At 45.6% G+C, this 24,812-nt stretch carries 22 protein-coding genes; 8 read left to right on the forward strand and 14 right to left on the reverse strand.

The window, feature by feature from the left end:
- Nucleotides 1-81 precede the first annotated feature (81 nt).
- Entirely contained in the window at nt 82-843 is a 762-nt protein-coding gene (locus tag H0S56_RS13465; RefSeq protein WP_004647267.1) for a hypothetical protein, read from the forward strand.
- Nucleotides 844-932: 89 nt separating this feature from the next.
- Here H0S56_RS13465 and H0S56_RS13470 read toward each other — a convergent pair whose 3' ends face one another.
- A complete protein-coding gene (locus tag H0S56_RS13470; protein WP_004281370.1) occupies nt 933-1,583 on the reverse strand; it encodes a response regulator in 651 nt (216 codons plus the stop codon).
- A gap of 376 nt (nt 1,584-1,959) precedes the next feature.
- Between H0S56_RS13470 and msuE the strand changes: the two genes are divergently transcribed.
- From msuE to H0S56_RS13485, 3 genes are all read left to right on the forward strand, one after another.
- Complete coding sequence (gene msuE, locus H0S56_RS13475; protein WP_195725288.1) at nt 1,960-2,694, forward strand: FMN reductase; 735 nt, start codon at nt 1,960-1,962, stop codon at nt 2,692-2,694.
- Nucleotides 2,695-2,720: 26 nt separating this feature from the next.
- Complete coding sequence (gene sfnG, locus H0S56_RS13480; RefSeq protein ID WP_195725289.1) at nt 2,721-3,833, forward strand: dimethylsulfone monooxygenase SfnG; 1,113 nt, start codon at nt 2,721-2,723, stop codon at nt 3,831-3,833.
- Between the two features lie 147 nt (nt 3,834-3,980).
- Nucleotides 3,981-5,390 carry a cryptochrome/photolyase family protein gene (locus H0S56_RS13485; RefSeq protein ID WP_195725290.1) on the forward strand — a complete coding sequence of 470 codons (1,410 nt, stop codon included), beginning with the start codon at nt 3,981-3,983 and terminating at the stop codon, nt 5,388-5,390.
- A gap of 61 nt (nt 5,391-5,451) precedes the next feature.
- Here H0S56_RS13485 and H0S56_RS13490 read toward each other — a convergent pair whose 3' ends face one another.
- Both H0S56_RS13490 and acs read right to left on the reverse strand, forming a co-directional pair.
- Nucleotides 5,452-6,633 carry an acyl-CoA dehydrogenase family protein gene (locus H0S56_RS13490; protein ID WP_086044226.1) on the reverse strand — a complete coding sequence of 394 codons (1,182 nt, stop codon included), beginning with the start codon at nt 6,631-6,633 and terminating at the stop codon, nt 5,452-5,454.
- 128 nt (nt 6,634-6,761) lie between these two features.
- A complete protein-coding gene (acs, locus tag H0S56_RS13495; protein ID WP_195725291.1) occupies nt 6,762-8,708 on the reverse strand; it encodes an acetate--CoA ligase in 1,947 nt (648 codons plus the stop codon).
- Between the two features lie 270 nt (nt 8,709-8,978).
- On the opposite strand from acs, the gene H0S56_RS13500 reads away from it, so the two are divergent.
- Together H0S56_RS13500 and H0S56_RS13505 are read left to right on the forward strand one after the other, a co-directional pair.
- Nucleotides 8,979-9,557 (forward strand): DUF805 domain-containing protein, encoded by a 579-nt coding sequence (locus H0S56_RS13500; RefSeq protein WP_180087139.1) that lies wholly within the window; start codon nt 8,979-8,981, stop codon nt 9,555-9,557.
- A 106-nt stretch (nt 9,558-9,663) separates the two neighbouring features.
- Nucleotides 9,664-10,644, forward strand: coding sequence for a mechanosensitive ion channel family protein (locus H0S56_RS13505; protein ID WP_195725292.1), 981 nt, complete (start codon nt 9,664-9,666; stop codon nt 10,642-10,644).
- Here the strand turns inward: H0S56_RS13505 and H0S56_RS13510 are convergent.
- The 5 genes from H0S56_RS13510 to prfB form a co-directional block, all read right to left on the reverse strand.
- The gene (locus tag H0S56_RS13510) at nt 10,618-11,331 is read right to left on the reverse strand and encodes a 16S rRNA (uracil(1498)-N(3))-methyltransferase (protein ID WP_195725293.1); all 714 of its coding nucleotides are present in this window, start codon (nt 11,329-11,331) and stop codon (nt 10,618-10,620) included. The two genes, H0S56_RS13505 and H0S56_RS13510, sit on opposite strands and share 27 nt — an antisense overlap.
- Nucleotides 11,332-11,722: 391 nt before the next feature.
- A complete protein-coding gene (locus H0S56_RS13515) occupies nt 11,723-13,003 on the reverse strand; it encodes a 3-deoxy-D-manno-octulosonic acid transferase (RefSeq protein WP_195725294.1) in 1,281 nt (426 codons plus the stop codon).
- Nucleotides 13,004-13,085: 82 nt separating this feature from the next.
- Nucleotides 13,086-14,171 (reverse strand): alkene reductase, encoded by a 1,086-nt coding sequence (locus H0S56_RS13520; protein ID WP_004729181.1) that lies wholly within the window; start codon nt 14,169-14,171, stop codon nt 13,086-13,088.
- Nucleotides 14,172-14,186: 15 nt separating this feature from the next.
- Nucleotides 14,187-14,486 (reverse strand): ArsR/SmtB family transcription factor, encoded by a 300-nt coding sequence (locus tag H0S56_RS13525; RefSeq protein WP_004281346.1) that lies wholly within the window; start codon nt 14,484-14,486, stop codon nt 14,187-14,189.
- A gap of 147 nt (nt 14,487-14,633) precedes the next feature.
- Nucleotides 14,634-15,729 (reverse strand): peptide chain release factor 2 gene (gene prfB, locus H0S56_RS13530; protein WP_101627160.1). Its coding sequence is split into 2 segments (ribosomal slippage): nt 14,634-15,656 and nt 15,658-15,729, totalling 1,095 coding nucleotides; the frame shifts between segments, so codons are not numbered across the junction.
- A 500-nt stretch (nt 15,730-16,229) separates the two neighbouring features.
- Between prfB and H0S56_RS13535 the strand changes: the two genes are divergently transcribed.
- Together H0S56_RS13535 and H0S56_RS13540 are read left to right on the forward strand one after the other, a co-directional pair.
- The gene (locus H0S56_RS13535) at nt 16,230-17,009 is read left to right on the forward strand and encodes a putative porin (protein WP_195725295.1); all 780 of its coding nucleotides are present in this window, start codon (nt 16,230-16,232) and stop codon (nt 17,007-17,009) included.
- A 174-nt stretch (nt 17,010-17,183) separates the two neighbouring features.
- Nucleotides 17,184-17,921 (forward strand): putative porin, encoded by a 738-nt coding sequence (locus H0S56_RS13540; protein WP_004281339.1) that lies wholly within the window; start codon nt 17,184-17,186, stop codon nt 17,919-17,921.
- 53 nt (nt 17,922-17,974) lie between these two features.
- Here H0S56_RS13540 and recJ read toward each other — a convergent pair whose 3' ends face one another.
- The 6 genes from recJ to H0S56_RS13570 form a co-directional block, all read right to left on the reverse strand.
- Nucleotides 17,975-19,675 carry a single-stranded-DNA-specific exonuclease RecJ gene (recJ, locus tag H0S56_RS13545; protein ID WP_195725296.1) on the reverse strand — a complete coding sequence of 567 codons (1,701 nt, stop codon included), beginning with the start codon at nt 19,673-19,675 and terminating at the stop codon, nt 17,975-17,977.
- Between the two features lie 2 nt (nt 19,676-19,677).
- Nucleotides 19,678-20,334, reverse strand: a complete 657-nt coding sequence (gene pdxH, locus H0S56_RS13550; protein WP_195725297.1) for a pyridoxamine 5'-phosphate oxidase — start codon at nt 20,332-20,334, stop codon at nt 19,678-19,680.
- Nucleotides 20,335-20,348: 14 nt separating this feature from the next.
- Entirely contained in the window at nt 20,349-21,680 is a 1,332-nt protein-coding gene (gene glmM, locus H0S56_RS13555) for a phosphoglucosamine mutase (RefSeq protein WP_004281334.1), read from the reverse strand.
- Nucleotides 21,681-21,803: 123 nt separating this feature from the next.
- The gene (guaB, locus tag H0S56_RS13560; RefSeq protein WP_004281332.1) at nt 21,804-23,270 is read right to left on the reverse strand and encodes an IMP dehydrogenase; all 1,467 of its coding nucleotides are present in this window, start codon (nt 23,268-23,270) and stop codon (nt 21,804-21,806) included.
- A gap of 224 nt (nt 23,271-23,494) precedes the next feature.
- Nucleotides 23,495-23,860: a YkgJ family cysteine cluster protein gene (locus H0S56_RS13565; protein ID WP_004729171.1), complete on the reverse strand. Its 366-nt coding sequence runs from the start codon at nt 23,858-23,860 to the stop codon at nt 23,495-23,497.
- 96 nt (nt 23,861-23,956) lie between these two features.
- Nucleotides 23,957-24,754 carry an oxygen-binding di-iron domain-containing protein gene (locus H0S56_RS13570; RefSeq protein ID WP_004729170.1) on the reverse strand — a complete coding sequence of 266 codons (798 nt, stop codon included), beginning with the start codon at nt 24,752-24,754 and terminating at the stop codon, nt 23,957-23,959.
- Nucleotides 24,755-24,812 lie beyond the last annotated feature (58 nt).

Consider the following 24,812-nt stretch of genomic DNA (forward strand, 5'->3'; position numbering starts at 1 on the left):
AATAAGAAACGATCAGTTCCCATCTCATGCAGCCTTAATTTTTTAGTCGCTGATCTATTTCTGCATATCGGAGTTCTTCACATGAACATAGATCAAAACCATGGCCTGAATCAGACCCAGCAGTTTCACCGTCAATATGGCGCCAATGCCTTATTGCCAAGCATTGACTGGGCACAGATCTTTAAATACAGCAAGCTGAATGATGCCCAGTATCAGGCACTGGAAACGCTGTATCAGAGTGCAGTCCCTCTGGCACTGCAAGTCTTTGATGAATTACATTTTGATGTCTTTGAACCTTATGCCTACAAGCCGCAAGGTCTGGGTCTATTTGAAAAGATTGCTGAACAGGAAGACAAGCTGATCCAGTCTTTAGAAGCTGAAACAGAGGATCTTCCGGCAAAGACCCGTCATCAGATCTGGAGCATGTTGCTGCGTGGTGGCGCGGTACTGGTCTTTAAGGCCTGGCTGGGTAAAGTCAAAAATGAAGAAGATTGCCTGGACACCAGCCAATTTGATGAGCTGTCTGATCTGTTATTTATCAAAACCTGCCCACATGAACTGGCACAACGTTTACATGTCGATCCGAATACGCGCGACGAACATGTCTTCCTGATGTATGACAATGAAGTTTATCTGGACCGTTTTAACAGTCTGGAAACTGCGGCGCTGTTTGTCGATCTCGGTGTTTATGATGCGACTTTCCTGAGTCTGCGTGATGATCGCGTGGCGGAATATCTGAAGTCGAAAGGTTATGTCACCGAAGAGCAGATTGATGAATTGCAATGTGCCTTAAATCCTTTGTTTTGTGATGATTTCACCCGCAAACAGGATTATATCGCCTAGCTGACTCAGGCCTTTGCAATCATTTTTGCAGATTTCGCCCATAAAAAAAGACCTCCAAGGAGGTCTTTTTCAATTCGGCTATGCAGAACTTACATTTTTCGGTCTTCAATATTCAGTGCATTGATGGCCAATACCGCTTGTGTCCGGTTTTGTACGCCAAGCTTACGGAAGATTGCAGTCACATGCGCTTTAATCGTCGCTTCCGATACATCCAGCTCATAAGCGATCTGCTTGTTTAATAAACCTTCAGCCACCATCATCAATACCCGGAACTGTTGTGGCGTCAAAGACTGGATCCGTTCTGCCAAAGCCGTTTCATCGGCAGCACGCGGATCAAAATTCATATTGGCCGGCAGATTTGGTGGTAACCAGATTTCACCTTCAAGCACTTCACGAATCGCTTCACCAATATGGCTTGGATGGGCAGATTTAGGAATATAGCCCATCGCACCATGTGCAATAGCACGCTGGATGATGCTGACTTCTTCATGTGCAGACACGACAATAATCGGTAAAGACGGATACTGTGCGCGGACATGCACCAAGGCAGAAAAGCCAGAAGCACCCGGCAGGTTTAAATCCAAGAGCACAAGATCAGGCTCAGGGCCATTTTCTAGACGTTCATAAAATTCATTGACTGCCGCAGTTTCATGAATCTGGGCTTGTGGCAGGCTATAACGTACAGCTTGAATCAAGGCATGACGAAATAGTGGATGATCATCAACGATTAAAATATTCATAGGCAACGTGAGAGAGATCTTGGCACGGTAGCCTCTATTCTAACCACACAACCCGGTTAAGGATATGCAAGACACTACAATTTTTAAAATAATATGCAGTTTTTCTTCAAAATTGCCCATTTTTGCACTATTGCAATAATTGTTTAATTCTCATCACTTTTTTATATATCACTTATTCCTCACTGAAAAAGCTTATCTTTATTCAATATAAATATAAATATCATTCACTTACCCACAAAACCTTCCTTAAAAATCAGGCCTTTGTCGTATATCGCAAAATCAGATAACTTTTCAGCTTTTCGTTATTTTACAGCCCTTCGCTGAATCGGGATTAATAGGGTCATTCCGAGATTAACCCTATTTTCAGGTTCTAAATATGTCTAATTTTAATGCGCAAAAACCCTTAAATATTGTTGCCGTATCTGGCGGTTTAAATCACCCCTCAAAAACCGAAGCCTTGGTTCAGGCCATTCTGGATGAGCTTGGAGAAGCGACACCAATCAATGTGCATTTCATTAAATTTAGTGAAATTGGTTCGCTCTTGGGCGGCGCGATTTATCGCAATCAGTTGCCGCAACGCGTTCAGGATGACCTGGCAGCAGTAGAAGCCGCAGATGCGCTGATTGTTGGCACTCCTGTATACCGCGCTTCATTTACCGGCCTGTTCAAGCATTTCTTTGACTTTGTCGAGCAAACGGCGCTGGTCGATGTCCCGGTATTACTGGCGGCTTCTGGGGGCAGTGACCGTCATGCGCTGGTGCTTGAACATCAACTGCGTCCCTTATTCAGCTTCTTTCAGGCACAGACTTTACCGATTGGCGTCTATGCCACTGACCGCGATTTCACCCCTGAATATACCATTTACAGTGAACTGCTTCGCGACCGGATTACCTTAGCCGTGGCACGTGCCTTGCCGATTCTTGAATGGGCACCGGCCAAGGGACAACGTGCTGAAGTCGTTAAAGAAAAAACCATTCAAGCCAGTCAAAATCTGGGCATTAACAAGCAGATCGAACAAGAAGAAGTATTGCCTTCAGCAGCCGTACCAAGTCTGGATGCCGCAGAATCGCGCTTGCACAGTAAGAAAGCACCAAAGACTCAAGTGGCTTGAACACAGCATTGCAAAGGGTGATGAATATGTCGAATGATAAAAATATCGTATTTGCCTATTGGGTACCGAATGTCAGTGGCGGCTTGGTGGTCAGTAACATCGAACAACGTACCGACTGGAGCTATGACTATAACGTGCGTCTGGCACAAACGGCTGAACAGGCAGGCTTTGACTATGCTCTGACCCAGATCCGTTTTACCGCCGGCTATAATGCAGAAAACCAGCATGAATCGGTCAGCTTCAGTCATGGCATTCTGGCCAAAACAGAACGCCTGAAAGTCATTGCCGCGATTCTGCCGGGTCCATGGAAGCCGGCACTGGCTGCCAAGCAACTGGCGACGATTGACCATCTGAGTAATGGCCGGATCGCAATCAATGTAGTCAGTGGCTGGTTCCGCGGCGAGTTTGATGCGATTGGGGAAGAGTGGCCGGAGCATGACGAGCGTTATGCCCGTTCGGAAGAATTTATCCGTAGCCTGAAAGGGGTTTGGACCCAGAACAACTTTAATTTTGAAGGTAAATATTATCAATTTAAAGACTATACCCTGAGTCCTAAACCATTGCAGAAGCCTCATATAGAAATCTTTCAGGGCGGCAGTTCCCGGGCAGCACGTGATATGGCTTCTCGCGTATCTGACTGGTACTTCACCAATGGCAATACCCCGGAAGAGCTGAAAAAACAGATCGATGATATTCGTGAAAAAGCCAAGGCCAACAATCACTCGGTGAAAATTGGTGTAAATGCCTTTGTGATTGCACGGGATAGCGAAGAAGAAGCGCAGGCTGTATTGCAGGAAATTATTAGCAAGGCCAATGTGCAGGCAGTGAAATCTTTTGGTGAAGCCACCCGTGAAGCGGGCGCAGCAAGTCAGGAAGGTGAAGGCAACTGGGCCCAATCCACCTTTGAAGATCTGGTGCAATACAATGACGGGTTCCGCACCAATCTGATCGGGACACCGCAGCAGATTGCTGAACGGACTATCGAGCTGAAAAAAGTTGGCGTTGATCTGATTCTGTCAGGCTTCCTACACTTTATTGAAGAGGTTGAATATTTTGGCCAGAAGGTGCTGCCTTTGGTCCGTGAGCTTGAAGCACAACAGGCAACACCTGTGCAGCAAGAAGAAGCTGAGCCCGTATAATCATTCCAATAAATCTCAGCAGACTCACTCCTTCCCTCAAGGCTCGGCTTGGGGGATTTTTTTATGTGATAAAATTGTTGTCTGGCTAGGTTTGAGACCAGCTATTCCTTAAAATTCTGCACTAACGACTTTCCAAGAATTTTAATAATGCAACTGATCTGGTTTCGTCAAGACCTCCGCATTCATGATCATGCCGCGCTCTGGCATGCCACCCAGCAAGGACCCTGTTTTGCTCTCGTGGTTCTCTCTCCCGAACAATGGAAGCTGCATCAGGATGCCCGGATTAAAATCGATTTTTATCTGCGCCGCCTCGGCATCTTAAAGCAGCAGTTAGCGCAGCTGAATATTCCATTAATCATTTTAAATGTTCCCTTATGGCAAAACCTGCCTGCCGAAATGCTAAGCCTGTGCCAAAAACTGCAGATTGATACGCTACATGCCAATATTGAAGTGGGTGTGAATGAACTACAACGTGATGCACAGGTACAGCAGATGCTGGAACAGCAGCAGATCCGGGTCGAGCTGTATCATGATCGCAGCCTGTTTCCACTGACCAGTATCCGCAACCAGTCCAATCAACCCTATCAGGTCTATAGCGCATTCAAGAAAAAGTGCTATGAGCGACTGATTCAGGATATACCGGGCTGCTATCCTGCCATTCAGCCTCAAGATCCGCTTGAATTACCAGCTCAACTGACCAGCTTTGATCTGGGAAAATTTGCAGTTGATTATAAGGTCGATCATGTTGCCCAGTTCTGGCCTGCGCAGGATCAAGCTGCCTTAGAGCTGCTCGATGATTTTATGGAGGATAAAATAGCTCACTATAAAACCGAGCGAGAGCTACCTGCAGTCGATGGTACCAGCCGCCTGTCACCGTATCTGAATATCGGTATTCTCTCGATCCGTCAATGTATGCAGACCCTGTTTAAGGACAGTTATTTCCAGATTGATGATATCGGTCAGCAGACCTGGCTGGATGAACTGCTCTGGCGCGAGTTTTATCTGCATACCCTGTTTGATTTTCCCCGTGTATCTAGGCATCGGCCTTTTAAGGAAAATACCGATAACATCCAGTGGCGCAATGCACCGGATAATTTGGCTGCCTGGCAACAAGGACAAACCGGGATTCCAATTGTCGATGCCGGCATGCGGCAAATGCGGGCCACTGGCTGGATGCATAACCGGGTGCGCATGATTACTGCGATGTTTCTATGTAAAAACCTGCTGATTGACTGGCGTCTGGGAGAAAGCTGGTTCATGCAGCATCTGATTGATGGCGATTTGGCAGCGAACAATGGCGGTTGGCAATGGTGTGCCTCGACCGGCATGGATGCCGTACCTTATTTCCGGATTTTTAACCCGGTCAGCCAGTCACAGAAGTTTGACCCGAATGGGGATTACATCCGTCAATGGGTGCCAGAACTGACACATCTGAATGCTAAATCTATTCATGAACCCTATGCTAAAAATCCGGATCTTGCACTGGATTATCCAAAACCGATTGTGGATTTAAAAGCCTCTCGTGTAAGAGCGATTGAAGCGTTTAAGCAAATTTAAAACCAAACTTTTTCATCCCGAATAAAACAGCCTCCGATAAAGAGGCTGTTTTATTTTTAGATCAGGAATAAAAACTCGGATCAGGCACTTTTCCAGTCAGCACCCATTCCCCCACTTCCTGATATTTATAATCGATCGGGTCATGCAAGGTCTGGGTGCGGACATTGCGCCAGAAACGGTCAAGATTGAGCTTGGCCGTGGTGGCCCGCGCACCCATCACCTGGAAAATATTCTGGGTAATATAGAGAGAGGTATTGGTTGCGGCAATTTTGGCTGTGGCAATGGCAACTGAGACTTCACCGCGCTGCTCAGCTGTTAAATCATTCCCAAGCTCCCAGGCTGCCTGTAAAGTCTGAACCGCTTTATCTGCCAGTAAGCGTACACTTTCCAGTTGTACATAAAACTCGGCAAAATGCTTCTGGATAAAAGGATCATTCACTGCATCGTCTGCCAGTGATTTGGACCAGGCTTTTTGGGTTTGTACGGTCTGCTTGGCGACGTCAAATGCCCCTTCTGCCACGCCCAAAAACAGATGCACAAAAATCAGCTGGGCAATCAAAGGCCGTAGACTGGAATATGGCGTACTCAGTGGACCGGGATTTAACAGCAATTCATCTTCATGAATTTTGACCTGCTCAAAATGGCTGGTACCACTGTCGGTCTGGCGTTGGCCCATATTGTTCCAGTCGCCCAGAAAGCTCACGCCCTCTCGCCAGGTAGGAATCACTCCTATCAGTAATTTTCCTGCTTCGTCATAACCTGAACACAGCAACATATCCGAATCAATCGAACCTGAGCAGAAGCTTTTATCACCATGGAAAATATATTCGTTTTCTGAAACTTTTGTAACTGTGGTGCGATGGTCCAGCGGATTTAGAGTATTACCCCAGAATAGATTATTTTGGGCAGTCTGTTCAAACCACGGGCCATATTGTTCCGATTGGGAAAATAATTGCACGGTCGCAATCAGCAAATGATGAAAGCCATAGACATGCGCCAATGAACTGTCGACTTGGGCTACAATTTGAATAGTTTTAAAAATGGTCTGCCAATCTGTCTCCTGACCGCCATACTGTTTTGGAATGGACAGGCCCAGCAAGCCACTCTGGCGAATCAGGTCACGTTCGGCTTTAGGATTCCCACCTTGCCGATCCCGCTCTGCTGCAGTCAAAGCAAAAATTTCAGCAAGTTTCTGGGCAATATCGACAGGAGACTGATTTAAATATGGGGATTGTGCATTCATTATTTTAACTCATGTTCAGCATGGAAACAGCTTAGCAGATCAGGGTACTGACCTATATCCGAAAGCATGCAGAGCTTATGACTGATATAAAAATACCGGCAGAATGCCGGTATTGGAACCGCTTGAATTTAAACTTTATTACGCTGTACCTCTGCGATCAGATGATCCACCACTTGCGGTTCAGCGAGGGTTGAAGTATCTCCCAGACTGTCTAGCTCATCGGCTGCAATTTTTCGCAGGATCCGGCGCATGATTTTGCCAGAGCGGGTTTTTGGCAAGGCCGGTGCCCAGTGCAAGGCATCGGGAGTCGCCACTGGCCCGAGAATCTTGCGTACCCAGCTGACCAGTTCTCCACGTAATTGATCTGAACTGGCAACATCAGCCTGTAAGGTCACAAAGGCACAAATTCCCTGACCTTTAATATCATGCGGCATACCGACTACAGCGGCCTCTGCTACCGATTCATGCGCCACCAGTGCACTTTCAATTTCTGCAGTACCTAAACGGTGTCCGGATACATTCAGGACATCATCGACACGACCGGTAATCCAGTAATAACCATCTTTATCGCGACGCGCCCCATCTCCGGTAAAATAAGTACCGGGATAGGTAGAGAAATAAGCTTCAATAAAACGCTCCGGGTCTCCCCAAATGGTACGCATCTGACCCGGCCAGGAATCCTTAATCACCAGATTTCCCTCAGCTTCACCCTCCAGTTCCTTGCCATCGGCATCGACAATAGCCGGTTGTACCCCGAAGAAAGGCCGTGTCGCAGAACCTGGTTTTAAATCAGTCGCACCCGGCAATGGCGTAATCATAAAACCGCCAGTTTCGGTTTGCCACCAGGTATCAATCACTGGACAGCGGCTTTCACCAACCACGGTGTAATACCAGTTCCAGGCTTCTGGATTAATCGGCTCACCGACCGAACCCAGAATTCTCAGACTACTGCGGTCACTTTCCCGTACAAAGGCATCGCCCTCACGCATCATGGCGCGGATCGCCGTCGGTGCTGTGTAGAGAATGGTGATGTTATGCTTATCGACAATATGTCCAGTACGCGCCCAGCTTGGATATTGCGGCACACCTTCAAACATCACGGTGGTGGTACCATTCGAAAGTGGCCCATACAGTACATAGGAATGCCCGGTGATCCAGCCCACATCTGCGGTACACCAGAATACATCATCCTGCTTGATATCAAATGCTTCACGGAAGGTGCAATTCACATAGGTCAGATAACCGCCAGTGGTATGCATCACGCCCTTGGGCTTGCCGGTGGAACCTGAGGTATACAGGATAAACAGCGGATCTTCGGCATTCATCGGTTCGGGTGGACAGATGTCATTCACTGACATAATTTCCGTGTGATACCACAGATCACGCCCGTCCTGCATTTCGATCGGGTTACCGGTGCGGTGCACCACCATTACATTTTGAATCGAGTCTGTACCCGCCAGTTTTAGTGCCTCATCGACATTGGCTTTCAATGGAATGGACTTACCACCACGCATGCCGGAATCGGCAGTAATCACCATTTTCGCCTGACAGTCTTCAATCCGGCTGGCCAAAGAATCTGGCGAGAAACCACCAAATACCACGCAATGCACCGCCCCGATCCGGGCACAGGCCAACATAGCAATCGCAGCTTCAGAAACCATCGGCATATACAGCATGACCCGGTCGCCTTTCTGGATGCCATTTTTCTTCAGCACATTGGCAAAACGGCAGGTTTCATCATGCAGCTCGGCAAAGGAAATAATCTTGTGCCGCGAAGGATGATCCCCTTCCCAGATGATGGCCGGTTTATAAGGATGTTCTTTCAGGTGCCGATCCAGACAGTTGGCACTGACATTGAGCTGACCATCGGCAAACCATTCGATTTTAAAATCGTCTTTGTTAAAGCTGGTATTTTTGACTTGGGTAAAGGGCTTGATCCAGTCCAGACGTTGCGCCTGTTCTGCCCAAAATTTATCTGGCTGTTCTATAGAATATTGATAACGTTCAAAGTACTGGTCTTCGAGCGTACGTGCTGTTTTTTTAAATTCTTCGGGTACTGGATAGATCTCTTGCATAGGTCACTTCCTTGATTTTGTTCTATCTCATCACGAGAGGTTAATGCTGCGTTGTTGATTGTTTTTTATGCATAATGGCAGTATGGCCTGCTTATTTCAAATCCGGCAATCATGCTTTCGTCGTAGATTATTTATACAAATTCAATCAAAATAAACCACAACTTACAGTACAGAATCTTCTGCGCAACTGTGTATGATCTGTAGCACAGCCCTTTAAAAATAAAATTGATCGCTTGTAGTTATTTCATCTGATTTAGCAGGATACACTTTATGAAATCGCCTGAATCTCCCTACTTTAACCCGCCTGCGCTGCCTGCAACCGATCATCCCCTGTCGATGAAAGGTCGCTTCGGGCGCTTGAGCTTTATTGCCTGGTCGGCATTTCTGTATTTCATTTTTTTATTTGGCAGTATCGCACTGGGTCTCAGCATTGATATTGTGAATATTTCTACCCACTCCATGGATCCCAACTGGCTGATTTCACTGCAAGGTTTGGCCAGTATTGTTGTACTGGCCATGGTTCTGGTCTATGTGTATTTCGCTTTAGTGGTGACCGTTCGCCGTTTGCATGATATGAACCGCAGTGGCTGGTGGGCGCTATTATTTTTGCTGCCGCTAGTAAACATTTTTGTATGGCTTTATATCGTTTTTGGTTCGGGCGATCGAGGCACTAATCAGTATGGCCCGGCACGGATGACCTTGCTCTGGGAAAAAATTCTGGCCTGGCTGATGATTATCCTGACCCTGCTTAGCTTGTTGGGATCTATCGCTTTATTCAGTTATATGAGCGGTGAAGAACAAACCCCTACCCCCACGGAAATGATGCAAAAAACCACCAAATACTTTTAACAACAGCGCCGTTATTTTTAAAATTATCCAATGGTGACTTCGAGCCCTTATTAATTTTTTGCTGAACATCAGGCAAAATAGGCAAAATTTGAATTGTGGAATTTTTGTGGCAGAGCAAAACAATACCTTAAGCCAGGTAACTGAGGGCACCACGGAGTTGTTACATCAGGCAACTGAAAAAACGACCAAGACCGTGATTGAACATACCGCCAAGTATAATGATGCCTACAGCACCATTGACAAAATCATGGAGGGCTTCTGGGAGCGTGTGCCTTATTTCTGTATCGCACTGATCGTGATTACGATTTTCTGGTTACTCTCCAAAGTCTTCAAGTTTTTCGTACGTAAAACTTTGGAAAACCGCTCTTATACCCGTCAGAATCTGGTGTTGGTACTCAACCGTGTCGGCAGTACCTTTATTATTTTCTTTGGTATTCTGATTGGACTGGTGATTGCTGTTCCTGGCTTTACCCCAGGTCAGCTGATGAGTGCCCTCGGGATTGGTTCGGTCGCGATCGGTTTTGCCTTCAAGGATATTTTCCAGAACCTGCTCTCTGGCGTGTTGATTCTGCTCAGTGAACCGTTCAAGCTTGGCGATGACATTATCGTGAATGGCATGGAAGGTACGGTTGAAGATATCCAGATTCGTGCAACCTTTTTACGCTCACCGGATGGCCGCCGTATCGTCATTCCAAACGCGACCGTCTACACCAGTGCGGTTACGGTGAATACCGCCTATACCCGTCGCCGCTGCGAATTCGTCGTGGGTATCGGCTATGAAGATGACATCCAGAAAGCCAAGGACCTGATTACCGCTATTTTAGATAAAGATCCGACCATCCTCAGCCAGCCTGGCTTTAGTGTCAACGTCACGGCGCTGGCTGACTTTTCCATTACCCTGAAAGCCTTCTGGTGGGTCGATACCACTGAAACCGGCACCGGAACTTCAATCAGTGCGGTGCAGGAACGGGTGATTCAGGCTTTTGCCGAGCATAATATTTCGATTCCGTATCCGGTACAGGAAGTCAAAGTCTATCGTGGTGAAGGCAATGAAGAAGCTTCAGCACGCGCTAAACAGTCGACCTAAAACATAGGGAATCACAGTTTCTGTACGAATAATACGGTTGCCCAGACTCACAGCCTGACAGCCGTTTTTTATGAGTAAATCGACTTCATATGGAATAAATCCGCCTTCCGGACCAATAACAATCGTACAGGGATGCTCAATCGCAAATGGCATCGCCTGCTCTGCATAAGGATGTGCCACATAAGCCGGGCAATCTGTACTAATCAAACCCGGCAAGATATCTTCAACAAAGGGTTTAAAACGTTTATACAACTCGATTTTCGGAGCAATCGTATCGCCTGCCTGTTCCAGTCCCAGCTCGATATAATGATTTAACTGCTGTAAAAATGGGGTTTGCCAATAGCTTTTATCGACGCGATAGCTATGCAGTAAAATGATTTTTTCAACGCCCAAAGTGACACTGTCCATGATCAGACGGCGCAGTACTTTCGGACGTGGCAAGGCCACAATTAAAGTCACTGGCAATTTTTCTGGAACAGCTTCTTCTTGCAGCGGTTTCAAGCGCACTGCTTTTTCAGAGATTTCGACAATCTCAGTCAGGTAACGCAGACCTTCCCGAATTCCGACTTTTAACGTATCTCCCACCTGGATCTGCAAATGCTGCTGTAAATGTTCCAGTTGCCGAGTTGAGGTAATGGACCAAAGTTCAGTTTCGGTTTGACGTGAATCAAGCAGGATGATGTTCATAAAAAAGAAGACCAAAAAAATATGATATATCCCTCTATTGGCTAGAGGGTGGCGACAGGGATGTCGCCTGCAGTGCTGAGGGACAGGACGTCCCTTCAGCACTGCAAAAGGCTTTTGTTACTTTTGGCCCGACAAAAGTAAGATACTGCCTACGCTATAAAAAATATATTCTGTACCTCATCAAAAGGCCGTGATTGCCCTTTGAATTGATTTAACATCGCCTCAAATCATAATTAGATCAAATTATTATTGTATAGGCCTTCCCTACTTTTGACAGCGCAAAAGTAGGCAAAACGCTTTTTTAGGCTGATGACACTTCCCTGTATCACAGCCTAACGACGGCCTCCCTGCCGTCTTGGTAAATCCAATATCTGTTACTTATCAATATAAATTAAAGATACTGATCAATCACCTGAATATGCTTGGCAAGTGACCCCGTATTTAATTGCATAATTTTCTGCGCTGCTGCATTCAAATTTTCTGCCTTAACCTGATCTTGCAAAAGTTCCAGTAAGACATCTGCAGCCTGCTGGGCATCCTGTACTACTGCAACTGCATCCGCCTGAACGAACTCATCCACGATAGTCTGAAAATTAAAATAGTTTTTGCCTAAAACAGTCGGCACATTCAGCGCAATCGGCTCCAGAATATTATGTCCTCCACCTGGCTCATTTAAAGAACCACCGACATAACAGGCCTGGCTCAAAGCATACCAGAGCCACATTTCACCCATCGAATCGGCCAAATAAACCTGGGTATCTGCTTCGATACGTTGCCCTAAACTACGACGCTGAGTTTTTAATTCCAAAGACTGTGCAGCCTGGAACACCTCATCAAAACGTTCCGGATGGCGCGGTACCACAATACAGACCAAATATGGATCAGCTTCTAAAGCAGCTTTTAAAGCACTCAGAATTTCTTTTTCTTCAGGAGCATGAGTACTAGCTAACGTGACGATCTTTCGCCCCCCTAACTGCCACTCCTGTGTCAATTGATCTGCCTGCTGGATAAAGCGCTCGGGCGCAGTAATATCAAATTTGATATTGCCCAAAACCTGGGTTTTTTCGGCTGCTATTCCTAACTGGATATAACGTTGCTGGGTGGCAATGTCCTGTGCCAAAAGCTGGGTTAACTGCTGTAGCATGCCTCTAGTCAAACCTTTGACCTTGGCATAGCCTTTGGCGGATTTTTCGGACAGACGCGCATTCAACAATACACTTGGCACATTAAACTGGGGTGCCTGATCCAGCAGATTCGGCCAAAGTTCAGTTTCCATCAGCAATAAAAGTTTCGGCTGATATTTTTGATAAAATTCACGAATTAAAGTTTTCTGGTCAGCAGGCAAATACACGGCTTGAAACAAATCGAGATAAGGCGCTTTTAAAAAAAGTGATTTAGCGCGTGTCTGACCGGTTTTGGTGGTATTGGTGACCAGCACCGGATGGCCAAGTTTTAAATAATGTTCAATTAACGGTTGGGCAGCATTGGTTTCACCCACCGACACCACATGAAACCAGATGGCATGCAGGTTTTTGGGTGGCTGAAACGGGCCGAAACGTTCTGTCAGTTCTTGTTGTAATTGTTCAGGATCGGTCGCACGTTTACGGATACGCGATTGATATAAGGGTTTAACCAGCGCCAAGGCTGCGTTATACCAAAATGGAGTGGCCACATTGCGCCCCTGTCCAAAGATTCAATGGGCAGAATATAGCAGAGCCACATCAACATGTTAATCAATGTGGCTCATTTTTAGATTATTCTACTGTAGTTAAAGCTTCTGCTTCAGCCAATGTCGGATAATCAATATAGCCTTCCGCGACATTGGTTCCGATCATATTTTCCAGCTTCAGTTCATTCAGCGGCGCATCTTCGAGCAGACGTTCGTATAGATCCGGATTGGCAATATACGCCTTACCAAAAGCCACCGCATCAGCCTTGCCTGAAGCCAGTAATTCAATGGCATCTTCACGACTTAGTTGCATATTGGCAATATAAGGCACTCCATTTGAGCGCTGTTTCATATATTCAGAAATACTGTCTTCTGCCAGATATTCACGGGTAAAGAAGAAGGCAATCTTGCGCTTACCCAGCTGCTCCATGGCATAGCCAAATGTTTCACGTGGATCATTGTCGCCCATGTCATGATCATCACAACGCGGCGCAAAATGCACCCCTACACGATCTGCGCCCCATACTTCAATCAGTGCATCAGTTGCTTCTAGCAGGAAACGTGTACGATTTTCCACTGAACCGCCGTATTCATCTTCACGCTGATTGGTTTTGCTTTGCAAGAACTGGTCAATCAGATAACCATTGGCAGCATGTAATTCAACACCATCAAAACCGGCTTCTTTAGCACGAATCGCGGCTTGCTTATATTGCTCGGTAATGGCATGAATTTCCGAAATTTCCAGCGGACGCGGCAACACATAAGGACGTTTTGGACGTAACAAGCTGACATGACCCGCCTGTTGTACTGCACTTGCAGAGACTGGTGTTTCACCATTTAACAGATCCGGATGCGATACACGACCAACATGCCAAAGCTGGGCAACAATCAGACCGCCCTTCTCATGAACCGCTTGAGTAACCTTTTTCCAGCCTTCGACCTGAGCATCGGTAAACAATCCTGGAGTATTTAAATAGCCATTGGCTTCTTCAGAAATCACTGTGGCTTCAGAAATAATCAGGCCAGCACTTGCACGTTGCGCATAGTACTCAACCATCATTGGGGTTGGAACGCGATCAGCAGTTGCGCGGTTACGGGTCAGCGGCGCCATGATGACACGGTTTTTAAGCTCTAACGCACCGAGCGTTAAAGGAGAATTTAATTCAGCCATCGTTACTCCCACCTGTTAAAGGTGTTGTTGTAGGTGTTCGATAAATTGTTGAATCAAAGTTTCATTGCGGGAGAAATATGACCACTGTCCATGCTTGGTCGCAGTGATCAGGCCAGTCTGCTGTAACACCGACAGGTGATTGGACATGGTGGACTGGGAAACCTGGCCCAAACGTTCAATTTGACCTGCACAGACCCCACGTTGAAAGCCACCACACTCTTCCGCAGACAGATATTGCTCCGGAGATTTTAACCACTCCAGAATTTGTCGACGGGTCGGATTGGCTAAGGCTTTAAAAATTAGATCAAGGTCCATAGGCACATCACAATCAGTGGCGCAACGAAACTTTATTCAGCATCTGCGACCATTATATCGTATTTTTACGATTTATATATCGAATAATTTAGATATAAGAGTCACAATCTGTACAAGCTTGGTTACGCCAGCTATTTAAACAACTTCTTACAAGCCCTGTTTCAAGCTTGCTTCGATAAATTTGTCCAGATCACCGTCCAGAACTGCGCCAGTATTGGAATTTTCCACACCTGTACGCAAATCCTTAATACGTGAATCATCCAGGACATAAGAACGGATCTGACTACCCCACCCAATGTCAGACTTGGAATCTTCCAGTGCTTGTGCCGCTTCGTTACGTTTGCTCATCTCGAGCTCATAAAGTTTGGCACGTAACTGCTTCCAGGCGTGGTCACGGTTGGCATGTTGTGAACGCTGGTTCTGACAGGCCACCACAATTCCGGTCGGTGCATGGGTTAAACGCACGGCAGAATCTGTTTTGTTAATATGCTGACCACCCGCCCCTGATGCACGATAAGTATCGGTACGAACATCGGACGGATTGATTTCAATTTCGATATTGTCATCAACTTCCGGTGACACAAACACGGCAGAGAATGAGGTATGACGACGGTTGCCCGAGTCAAAGGGCGACTTACGCACTAAACGGTGTACACCAGATTCGGTACGTAACCAGCCATAGGCGTACTCACCTTCCACACGAATCGTCGCAGATTTAATCCCGGCAACATCCCCATCAGATTCTTCCATCACTTCTGCTTTAAAGCCATGACGTTCAATCCAGCGTAGATACATACGTAGCAACATAGACGCCCAGTCCTGTGCTTCTGTACCGCCTGAACCAGCTTGAATTTCCAGATAGCAAGGATTTGGATCCATCGGATTATTGAACATACGGCGGAATTCAAGCTTGGCCAGTTCTTCTTCAGCCGTGCTCAGTTCAGCCTGTACATCTTCTAGCAAGCTTTCATCATCCGCTTCAACCGCCAGATCAAGCAAAGCCTGTGCATCTTCAAGCTGGGTACTTAAGCGATCCAGCACATTTAATACATTTTCAAGCTCGCCTTTCTCTTTGGCCATCGCTTGGGCACGACTCTGGTCATTCCAGATGGTTGGATCTTCTAATTCACGCAGGACTTCTTCTAAACGCTCTTTTTTCAGATCGTAGTCAAAGATACCCCCGTAGTGTTTGACCACGTTCGTTTAAGTCTTTTAATTGGTTTAGATACGGATTAATTTCCACGTGAATTACTCTCAATCAAAATTAGGCACAAAATTCTTAGCCCGATATTATAGCACAGTCTATTTCCGCTATTTTAACGATCCATTCAGTCTAAGGCTCGAATGTCTTGAGCATTTAGACCTGTATTTCCCTCATCCAATTTTCAACATCTCATAGACTCTTTTGCGTCTTTTTATCCGAAATTTTTATCGGCTTTTTAGCCCCGTTTTATGACCGAAATATAATTTTGCAATTGATTTTATAATTTAGGATTTCTTATTGGTCTGTATAAAAAATCAGCGAATTCAATAGATTCCACAATATCTACACACTTTTAATAAAACACTACATTATAAATTTAATTTTATTATTCAGTCACTTGTTCAGCAAAAATTACACAAGATTACGCTATTCACATTACTGTAACTTTCCTTTGATTGACGATCTTTGGAATTGCTCTAGACTGAAAGTTGTAACAAAAAGTGTAATGTTTTTAACTCACGATTTGAGGGGTAGTAACCATGAAAAAATTAGCGATTGCTTCGTCACTACTTTCAGCAATAGCAATGACTGGTACAGCAGCACATGCTTACCAAGCAGAAATTGGTGCATCAGCAGGAGTGGTTGATCCTGATAACGGTGGAACTAGCGGTTCTTTCGGCGTTGATGGTACATATTACTTCAATCCAGTTCAAACACGTAATGCACCATTAGCAGAAGCAGCATTCCTTGATCGTGCTAGCAACGTGAGTGCGCAATATCAATATAATGAAATTGGTGATTCTGAAGCGCATCGTTATGGCGTAGGTGCAGAGTACTTCGTACCGAATTCTGACTTCTACTTAAGCGGTAACGTCAATGGCCATGATCTGCAAGACAATGATGATCTAGAAAATGATTTAACCACCTATGCAGCTGAAGTCGGTTATCTGCCAGCGCCAGGTCTATTGATTGCGGCTGGTGTGAAAGGTTGGGATAACGACAATGATGATGGCGTAGATCCAACACTTCGTGCTAAATATGTGACGACATTAAGCAATGGTAAAGATATCAACCTGGAAGCAGGTGCAGCGTTTGGTGATTTAGATGAATACAATCTGGCAGCAGATTATTTCATCGACAAAACCTTGAGTGTCGGTGCTGATTATCACAACAATGATATTACCGACAAGAGCGAATTTGGTATCAATGCACGTAAGTTCATTAACCAGCAAGTGAGCTTAGAAGGCCGTGTCGGCTTTGGTGAACAGTTTAACAATGACTACAACTCTTTTGGTGTAGCAGCGAAATACCGCTTCTAATCTAAAACCAAAAGTTAGTCATGCATAGAAACCCATCCTCGGATGGGTTTTTTTATTGCACTCTTAACAAGCATTTAGGTATTTTTTGCACATTGACGGAGCGAATATAAACTGTACAATTTGTTACAACTGTAATAAAACAGTCATATTTTTATAACAAAGAGAGAAATCTAAATGCTTAAGAAACTTGCTCTTGCTACAGCGCTTCTTGCTGGCCTGGGAACTGCACACGCTTATCAAACTGAAGTTGGGGCTTCTATTGATCTTCTTGATCATGACCAAGGTGGTTCGGATGTAGGTTTTGCTATCGATGGGACTTACTACTTCAACTCGGTCCAAGTCAAAAATTCACCTTTGAATGAAGCTGCATTCTTAAACCGTGCCAGCAATGTGAATGGTGTATTAAGCTATCAAGATGATTCAGACACGTTTGGCATTGGTGCTGGTATTGAGTATTTTGTTCCAAATTCAGACTTTTATTTAAGTGGTAACATTGCTCATTTTGATAATGATGCTGGTGACATAACTGGTTACGCTGCTGAAGCGGGTTATTTACCTGTTCCTGGCTTATTAGTAGCACTTGGTCTTGTAGGTATTTCTGAAGACAATGCAGACGATGAAATTGATCCAACTTTACGTGCCAAATATGTAACACAAGTCGGTCAATACGATATGAACTTCGAAGGTGGTGCAAGTTTCGGTGATATCGATGCTTATAACCTAGGTGCAGATTTATATCTAGACAAAACTTTCAGTGTTGGCTTAGGATTCTCTGACTCAGACCTAGAAGGTAATGATGTTTTTACTATTCGTGCCAAAAAATTCTTTAACCAACAAGTTAGCTTAGAAGGTTCGATTAATTTTGCTGATAATGCTGATATCTTTGGCGTACGTGGTGCATACCGCTTCTAATCTCTCCGATTAAAAGCAAAAAAACCGCTCACCCGAGCGGTTTTTTTTATGGCCTATTGTTCCAAATGGATAATCCGCATTTGAAAACTGACATTGCCATTAAAGACATTTCTATCCAGTTCATAGACTAAACGCGTATCTTTCATCGGATCAAAGTCATATTTATCCGCTGCATTGAAGGCGATTGCATCCACGACCTGCCCATTCTCCAATGCCACACGTAATTTAAGATGCACATCTTTGAGCCAACGATAGTCCATGATTTTGAACACACCATCAAAAATCGGTTGGGGGAATTTTTGCCCCCATGGACTTAAATTCTGTAATAAATCGACTGTTTCAATGTGAAAAGCAGAAGCTGGCAGCTCTCCATCCGTCCATAAAGTCGCAGTGAATAAATCCTCATCCATCGCACCAATCAGTACTTCAAAGACCTTCTTAAACTCGGCGAAATTTTCTTTTTTCAGGGTTAAACCGGCTGCTGCTGCATGGCCGCCAAAATGACTGACTAAATGGGGATATTGCTCCGCCACCTGTTCAATCGCATCACGAATATGAATACCTTCAATCGAACGCGCCGAACCTTTGATATGAATCCCATCCTGATCCGCGGCAAAAACAATACTCGGACGATGGAACTGCTCTTTTAAACGCCCTGCTACAATCCCGATCACTCCCTGATGCCAATGCTGTTCAAACATGATCAACGCAGCAGGTAGTTCAGTGGCATCCCACTGGATTTTATCCAGCTCAAGCAAGGCTTCCTGCTTGATTTTACCTTCCACCTGACGGCGTTCGACATTGAGCTGATTCAGCTGTTCAGCCAGTGGATAAGCAGTTGTCAGATCAGGAGCCAGCAAACATTCGATCCCGATATCCATGGTTTCCATGCGTCCAGCCGCGTTAATCCGTGGGCCCAGAACAAAACCGAGATCTTGGGCTTTTAGACCAGCAGGATCACGTTTGGCAATATCAAGTAGCGCACTGATCCCTGCACGGCACTGCCCTTGCTGGATCCGTTTCAGACCTGCATCGACCAGAATCCGGTTGTTATAGTCCAGACTCGCGACATCGGCATAAGTACCGAGTGCCACCAGATCAAGATAATTGGTAATTATCGTAGAGGATTTTCCAAGTTTCTTGCGATGGGTAGACAGATTAGCCAGTATATAAAAAGCCACCCCGACCCCAGCCAGTGCTTTGCTTGGAAAGTCGCAACCGAGCTGATTGGGATTGACCACGGCTTCGGCTTTTGGTGTCGGCTTGGTCGTCAGATGGTGATCAGTAATGATCACCTGCATGCCATGATCCTGCGCCTGTTTTACTCCGTCATGGCTGGAAATGCCATTGTCCACGGTAATCAGTAAATCAGGCGTGAAATTGACAAAGGCCAGATCTGCAATTGCGGGCGTCAATCCATACCCATATTTAAAACGGTCTGGTACCAGATAATCGACCTTTGCACCCATATCACGCAAAGCCAGAACCATGAGTGCAGTACTGGTCGCACCATCGGCATCATAATCACCGACGATCACGATTTTCTGGCCACGATCAATCGCCTGATCGATCAGTTGAATCGCTTCAGGCAACCCCTTCATGGTCGGTGCCAGCAGATGCTTCAGCTTAAGCTCAAGTTCCTGCTCGGACTCTACCCCACGCCGGGCCAAAATTTCAGCCACAAATGCCGGCACACCCTGAAAATTTTCAGGACGGGTTAGCAAGGGCCGTTGTTTGATTTCCAGTTTTTGCATGGTTATGGCATTAAGCGCTCTAAAGTCCAGCCGGCATCGGTTTTGCGATAACTTAAACGGTCATGCAAACGGTTCGGACGACCTTGCCAGAATTCATAATAATCGGGTTCTAGACGATAACCGCCCCAGAATACCGGCTTGTCCAACTCTTGCTGATTCGCGACCTGAGTATGTAAATCCCAAAAACGTTGCTGCAATTCTTCACGACTGGCCACGACACCACTTTGCGGGGTACTAATATGCGCGGCAATCTGGCTTTCTCGCGGACGTTTATGATAATAATCAGTTGATTCTTCTTCTGATATTTTCATTACACGACCCGAGATACGAATCTGACGTTCCTGATCCTGCCAGTAGAACAACAGTTCGGCATAAGGATTTTCAGCCAGATCCAGACCTTTTTGACTATCATAGTTGGTATAAAAGTCATAACCCGCTTCAGTCGCTCCACGTAGCAATACCGTACGCACATGTGGACGACCTTGTGCATTGGCTGTTGCCAACGACATGGCATAGGGCTCGTGCAATTTTGCTTCCAGTGCATGGTTAAACCATTGCAGGAACTGCATATGTGGATTGGGATTCACTTGCTGTTCCTGTAACTCGCCTTTTTCATAATTCAGGCGCAGCTCACTCAGATCCTTGATCAGATCACTCATTATCTATGTTCCCGTTAAGCGGCATTGGCACGCACAGCATCTGCCAGGCTGTTTGCAAGTGTGGTGACTTCAGCCAGATCATCGCCTTCGACCATCACACGAATGACAGGTTCTGTGCCGGATTTACGAATCAATAAACGGCCACGACCTTTCAGCTGCTGTTCGGCTTTTTCAAATTCAGCTGCCAGTGCAGGCACTGAATAAGGGTCAAACATGGCATTTAAACGTACATTAACCAGGACATTTGGCAACAGTTTAAAGTCAGCCACAAGTTCATGCAGGGCTTTTTTCTGCTCGACCATCACGGTTAAAACCTGCAAGGCTGCAATAATGGCATCGCCTGTGGTGCTCTTGTCTAAAGTCAGAATATGACCAGAAGGCTCACCGCCAATTACCCAGCCATTTTCTTCCAGACCTTGTAATACATAACGGTCGCCAACTTTGGCACGTAATAACGGCACCTGAGCTTTTTCCAATGCCAGTTCCAGCGCCATATTGCTCATTAAAGTACCAACAATCCCGGCCGGTTTTTTTGAGCTTTGAGTCGCAAGAATATAAAGAATATGGTCGCCATCAATCAGATTACCGGCTTTATCTACGAGAACCACACGGTCAGCATCCCCATCAAAGGCAATACCCAAATCCGCTTGATGTTGAATCACGGCTTGTTGCAAGCTTTCCGGATGCGTTGAACCACAGCCCTCATTAATATTTAAACCGCTCGGCTCATTGTGAATCGCAATTACACGTGCGCCCAGTTCACGGAACACTGCAGGTCCCACGTTATAGGCTGCACCATTGGCACAATCCACCACAATGGTGAGTTCATTCAGATCCAGATGATACGGGAACGTCGATTTACAGAATTCAATATAGCGACCGTTGGCATCTTTAACCCGGATACTTTTACCCAGATTCGCCGTATCTTCAATCACAAAATCTTTTTCAAGTTCCTGATTAATTTCGTCTTGTAAAGCATCTGGTAATTTTTTACCTTCCGCAGAGAAGAACTTAATGCCGTTATCAAAATACGGGTTATGCGAAGCGGAAATGACAATACCCAAGCTGGCATGTAAGGCACGGGTCAAGTGAGCAATCGCCGGTGTCGGTAGTGGACCTAAAAGGTGAACATAAACGCCAGCGGCATTTAAACCTGCCTGTAAGGCAGCTTCCAGGATATAACCAGACAAACGGGTATCTTTACCCAGAACCACCAATGGTTTGGATTTTTTACTATGACGTTTTAAAACTTTACCAGCCGCAAATCCCAGTTTCAGGGCAAACTCAGGGGTAATCGGCAATTCGCCAAACTTTCCACGAATACCATCCGTACCAAAATAACTCATCTTTATCTCACTTCTTAGCGGATGATTGATATCACCCATTTTTTTCCTTGAGTCACACTTTACACCAAAATAAAAAAGCCGTCATTTGCATGACGGCTTTTTAAAATTTTAAATCACAGGAAATTAACCCACGCGATAGTTTGGTGCCTCTTTGGTAATGGTCACATCATGTACATGCGATTCAGACATACCGGCCGAAGTGATTTTCACAAACTTGGCATTTTGACGCAGGTCTTCAATCGTCGCAGAACCGGTATAACCCATCGAAGAACGTAGGCCGCCCATCATCTGATGTACGATATTGCCCATTGGGCCTTTGTACGGTACACGACCTTCAATACCTTCAGGAACCAGTTTCTCAGCACCGGCCTTAGAGTCCTGGAAGTAACGGTCAGCAGAACCTGTTGCACCCGCCATCGCGCCCAATGAACCCATACCGCGATAAGCTTTATAGTAACGGCCCTGGAAAAATTCAACTTCGCCTGGTGCTTCTTCAGTACCGGCCATCAATGAACCAACCATAATCGTGCTTGCGCCCGCACCAATCGCTTTGGCCATATCGCCAGAGAAACGAATACCGCCATCTGCGATCAAAGGAATCTGATCTTTCAGCGCATTGGCAACAGAATCAATCGCAGAGATTTGTGGCATACCAATACCCGCCACAATACGCGTGGTACAGATTGAACCAGGACCAATACCAACTTTAACGGCATCCGCACCTGCATCAAGTAACGCCAGCGCAGCATCACCTGTCGCGATGTTACCGCCAATCACCTGAACTTGTGGATAATTGGCCTTAACCCAACGTACACGCTCGATCACACCTGCAGAATGGCCATGTGCAGTATCAACTACAATCACGTCCACACCTGCATCAACCAAGGCTTCTACGCGGCTTGGCGTTTCTGCACCAGTACCAACCGCAGCACCAACACGCAGACGCCCTAGATCATCTTTACAGCTATTTGGATACAATTCAGCTTTACGGAAATCGGTTACCGTAATTAAGCCTTTCAGCTCTTGCTGATCGTTGACCACCAATACTTTTTCAATACGGTGCTGTTGCAATAAAGCTTGGATATTTTCTTTCGATTCGCCTTCACGAACTGTCACCAGACGATCCTGACCAGTCATGATATTGCTGACTGGCTGCTCAAGATTGGTTTCAAAGCGTGTATCACGACCTGTCACGATACCCACCACTTTGCCGTCTTTCACAACAGGCACACCACTGATATTATTGGCTTGAGTCAGCGCAATCAATTCACGTACTGTGGTCTCAGGAGTCACTGTAATCGGGTCTTTAACCATACCCGCTTCGAATTTTTTCACACGGCGCACTTCTGCAGCCTGAACAGCGATATCCATGTTCTTGTGCAAAATACCAATACCACCATTTTGCGCCATTGCAATTGCCATACGGGACTCAGTCACCGTATCCATTGCTGCAGACACAAGAGGAATATTCAGGTTAATGCCACGAGTTAAACGTGTCTTTAGGGAGACATCTTTTGGAAGAACAGTAGAATAGGCAGGGAGTAATAGGACATCATCGAAGGTTAACGCGTCTTGAACGATGGTCAACATAACAGTCTCACTGGTAATTTCCGTGCACTATTATAAACAAATATCGGCTTAAATTTCATTGCAATTGCAAAATTATTTTTTTATTCAAGCTTTGTACACGCAGATCTATGTGGGTGCTAAAACAGTATCAATAATACCTCTGATAATGAAGTTCCCTATTTTAAATATACCCCGATCATTTTAATGGAGTGAAAAGCAGAGCCTAAACTCTGCTTTGGGTCGATTTAGCTGACGTATTCAAAACTGTCATCATTGTCAGCTTCATCATTTTCAATCTGAATAAAAGGCAACATATTATGTGCCAAACGGGCTTTATTGCATTGATCATCGGCGATCTGTACTTCTTTGCAGGATGAACTGCGCAGCTCATACATACCGCAACTGACCTGCTGGCCAATGGTGCCATCCAGTGCAATACAGCGTGGATTTTTTTGATTAGTTCCAGCCATACATGAATAGACTGCTGTCACAGGTTCGGTATAGTGCTCAGGCATATGAATACCTTCGGCCCAATAGAACGAAACCCTGAAATAGGCGCAGCACGCCCCGCAGCTTAAACACGCATCCGGTTTTGGAACTTGAGACAACATTTCTTATAAGTTCTCATGATCAAAAAAAAGTTTTTTGGAGAAGAAATATAAAAAATGTTGTTTTTCTACACAAGAAAAATTTTATTTTTCTGTGAACTATTCAGGACAGGTAAAAACAGTTTCGTCCATCAGGTCGGTGCCACATTGCAGCGTTTCAATCCAGTCCAGAAACTGGGTGATCTGCTCTTTACCCATAAAAGGCGTGCCATGCTGCGGCACAATCATCTCGATATCCATGCCCCGCACCATGTTCACCCAAAGACGAATCACCTTGTTATTGCACATATAACGCTGATGAAAGCTTTTCATTTTTGGGATATGCGCCGCAAAGTTTTCCAATGGTTTGGCAGCATCATCGACCATCGATGCGCCCATATCTCCCGAAAACAGGATCTTGGCAATCGGATCATAAAACTGGAAATTCCCCACCGAATGCAGGAAATGCGCCGGCACCGCCACAATGTGTGATTGACCCAACGAAACGATCTGACCATGATCCGGAAGTTCCACCAATCGATCCAGCCAGTTGCCTTTCATCCGGTCACTCATAAAGGCCGAGTTTAAGTGCGGCAAGAAACGCGCCCACAGCTTGGATGCCACCACTTTGGCATCCGTATAGACCAGCCAGCGCGGCATCGAGGTGATGATATCCGGGTCCTGGTGCGAGGCCATGACATAATCCAGGTTGGTCAAACGGGTATATTTATTCAGCTCCATGGTCAGCGGCACATAGGTTAAATCACCACCCGGATCAAGTACCGCTGCGCGCTCATGATCAATGATCAGAAACTGGTTTGCCTGAACGCCTTCACCTTTGACCAGACTGGTAAAACTGATGCACTTATGTGTCCCGTTATCAAACAGAACCTGCGATGTGGTGCGTTCAAAAGCCATGTAAATTCCCCAATTTATAATAAAAATAACGTTTTTATACCCGTATAAAATATAAGGA

The sequence above is a fragment of the Acinetobacter lwoffii genome, assembly GCF_015602705.1.
GTDB classification, from domain to species: domain Bacteria; phylum Pseudomonadota; class Gammaproteobacteria; order Pseudomonadales; family Moraxellaceae; genus Acinetobacter; species Acinetobacter lwoffii_E.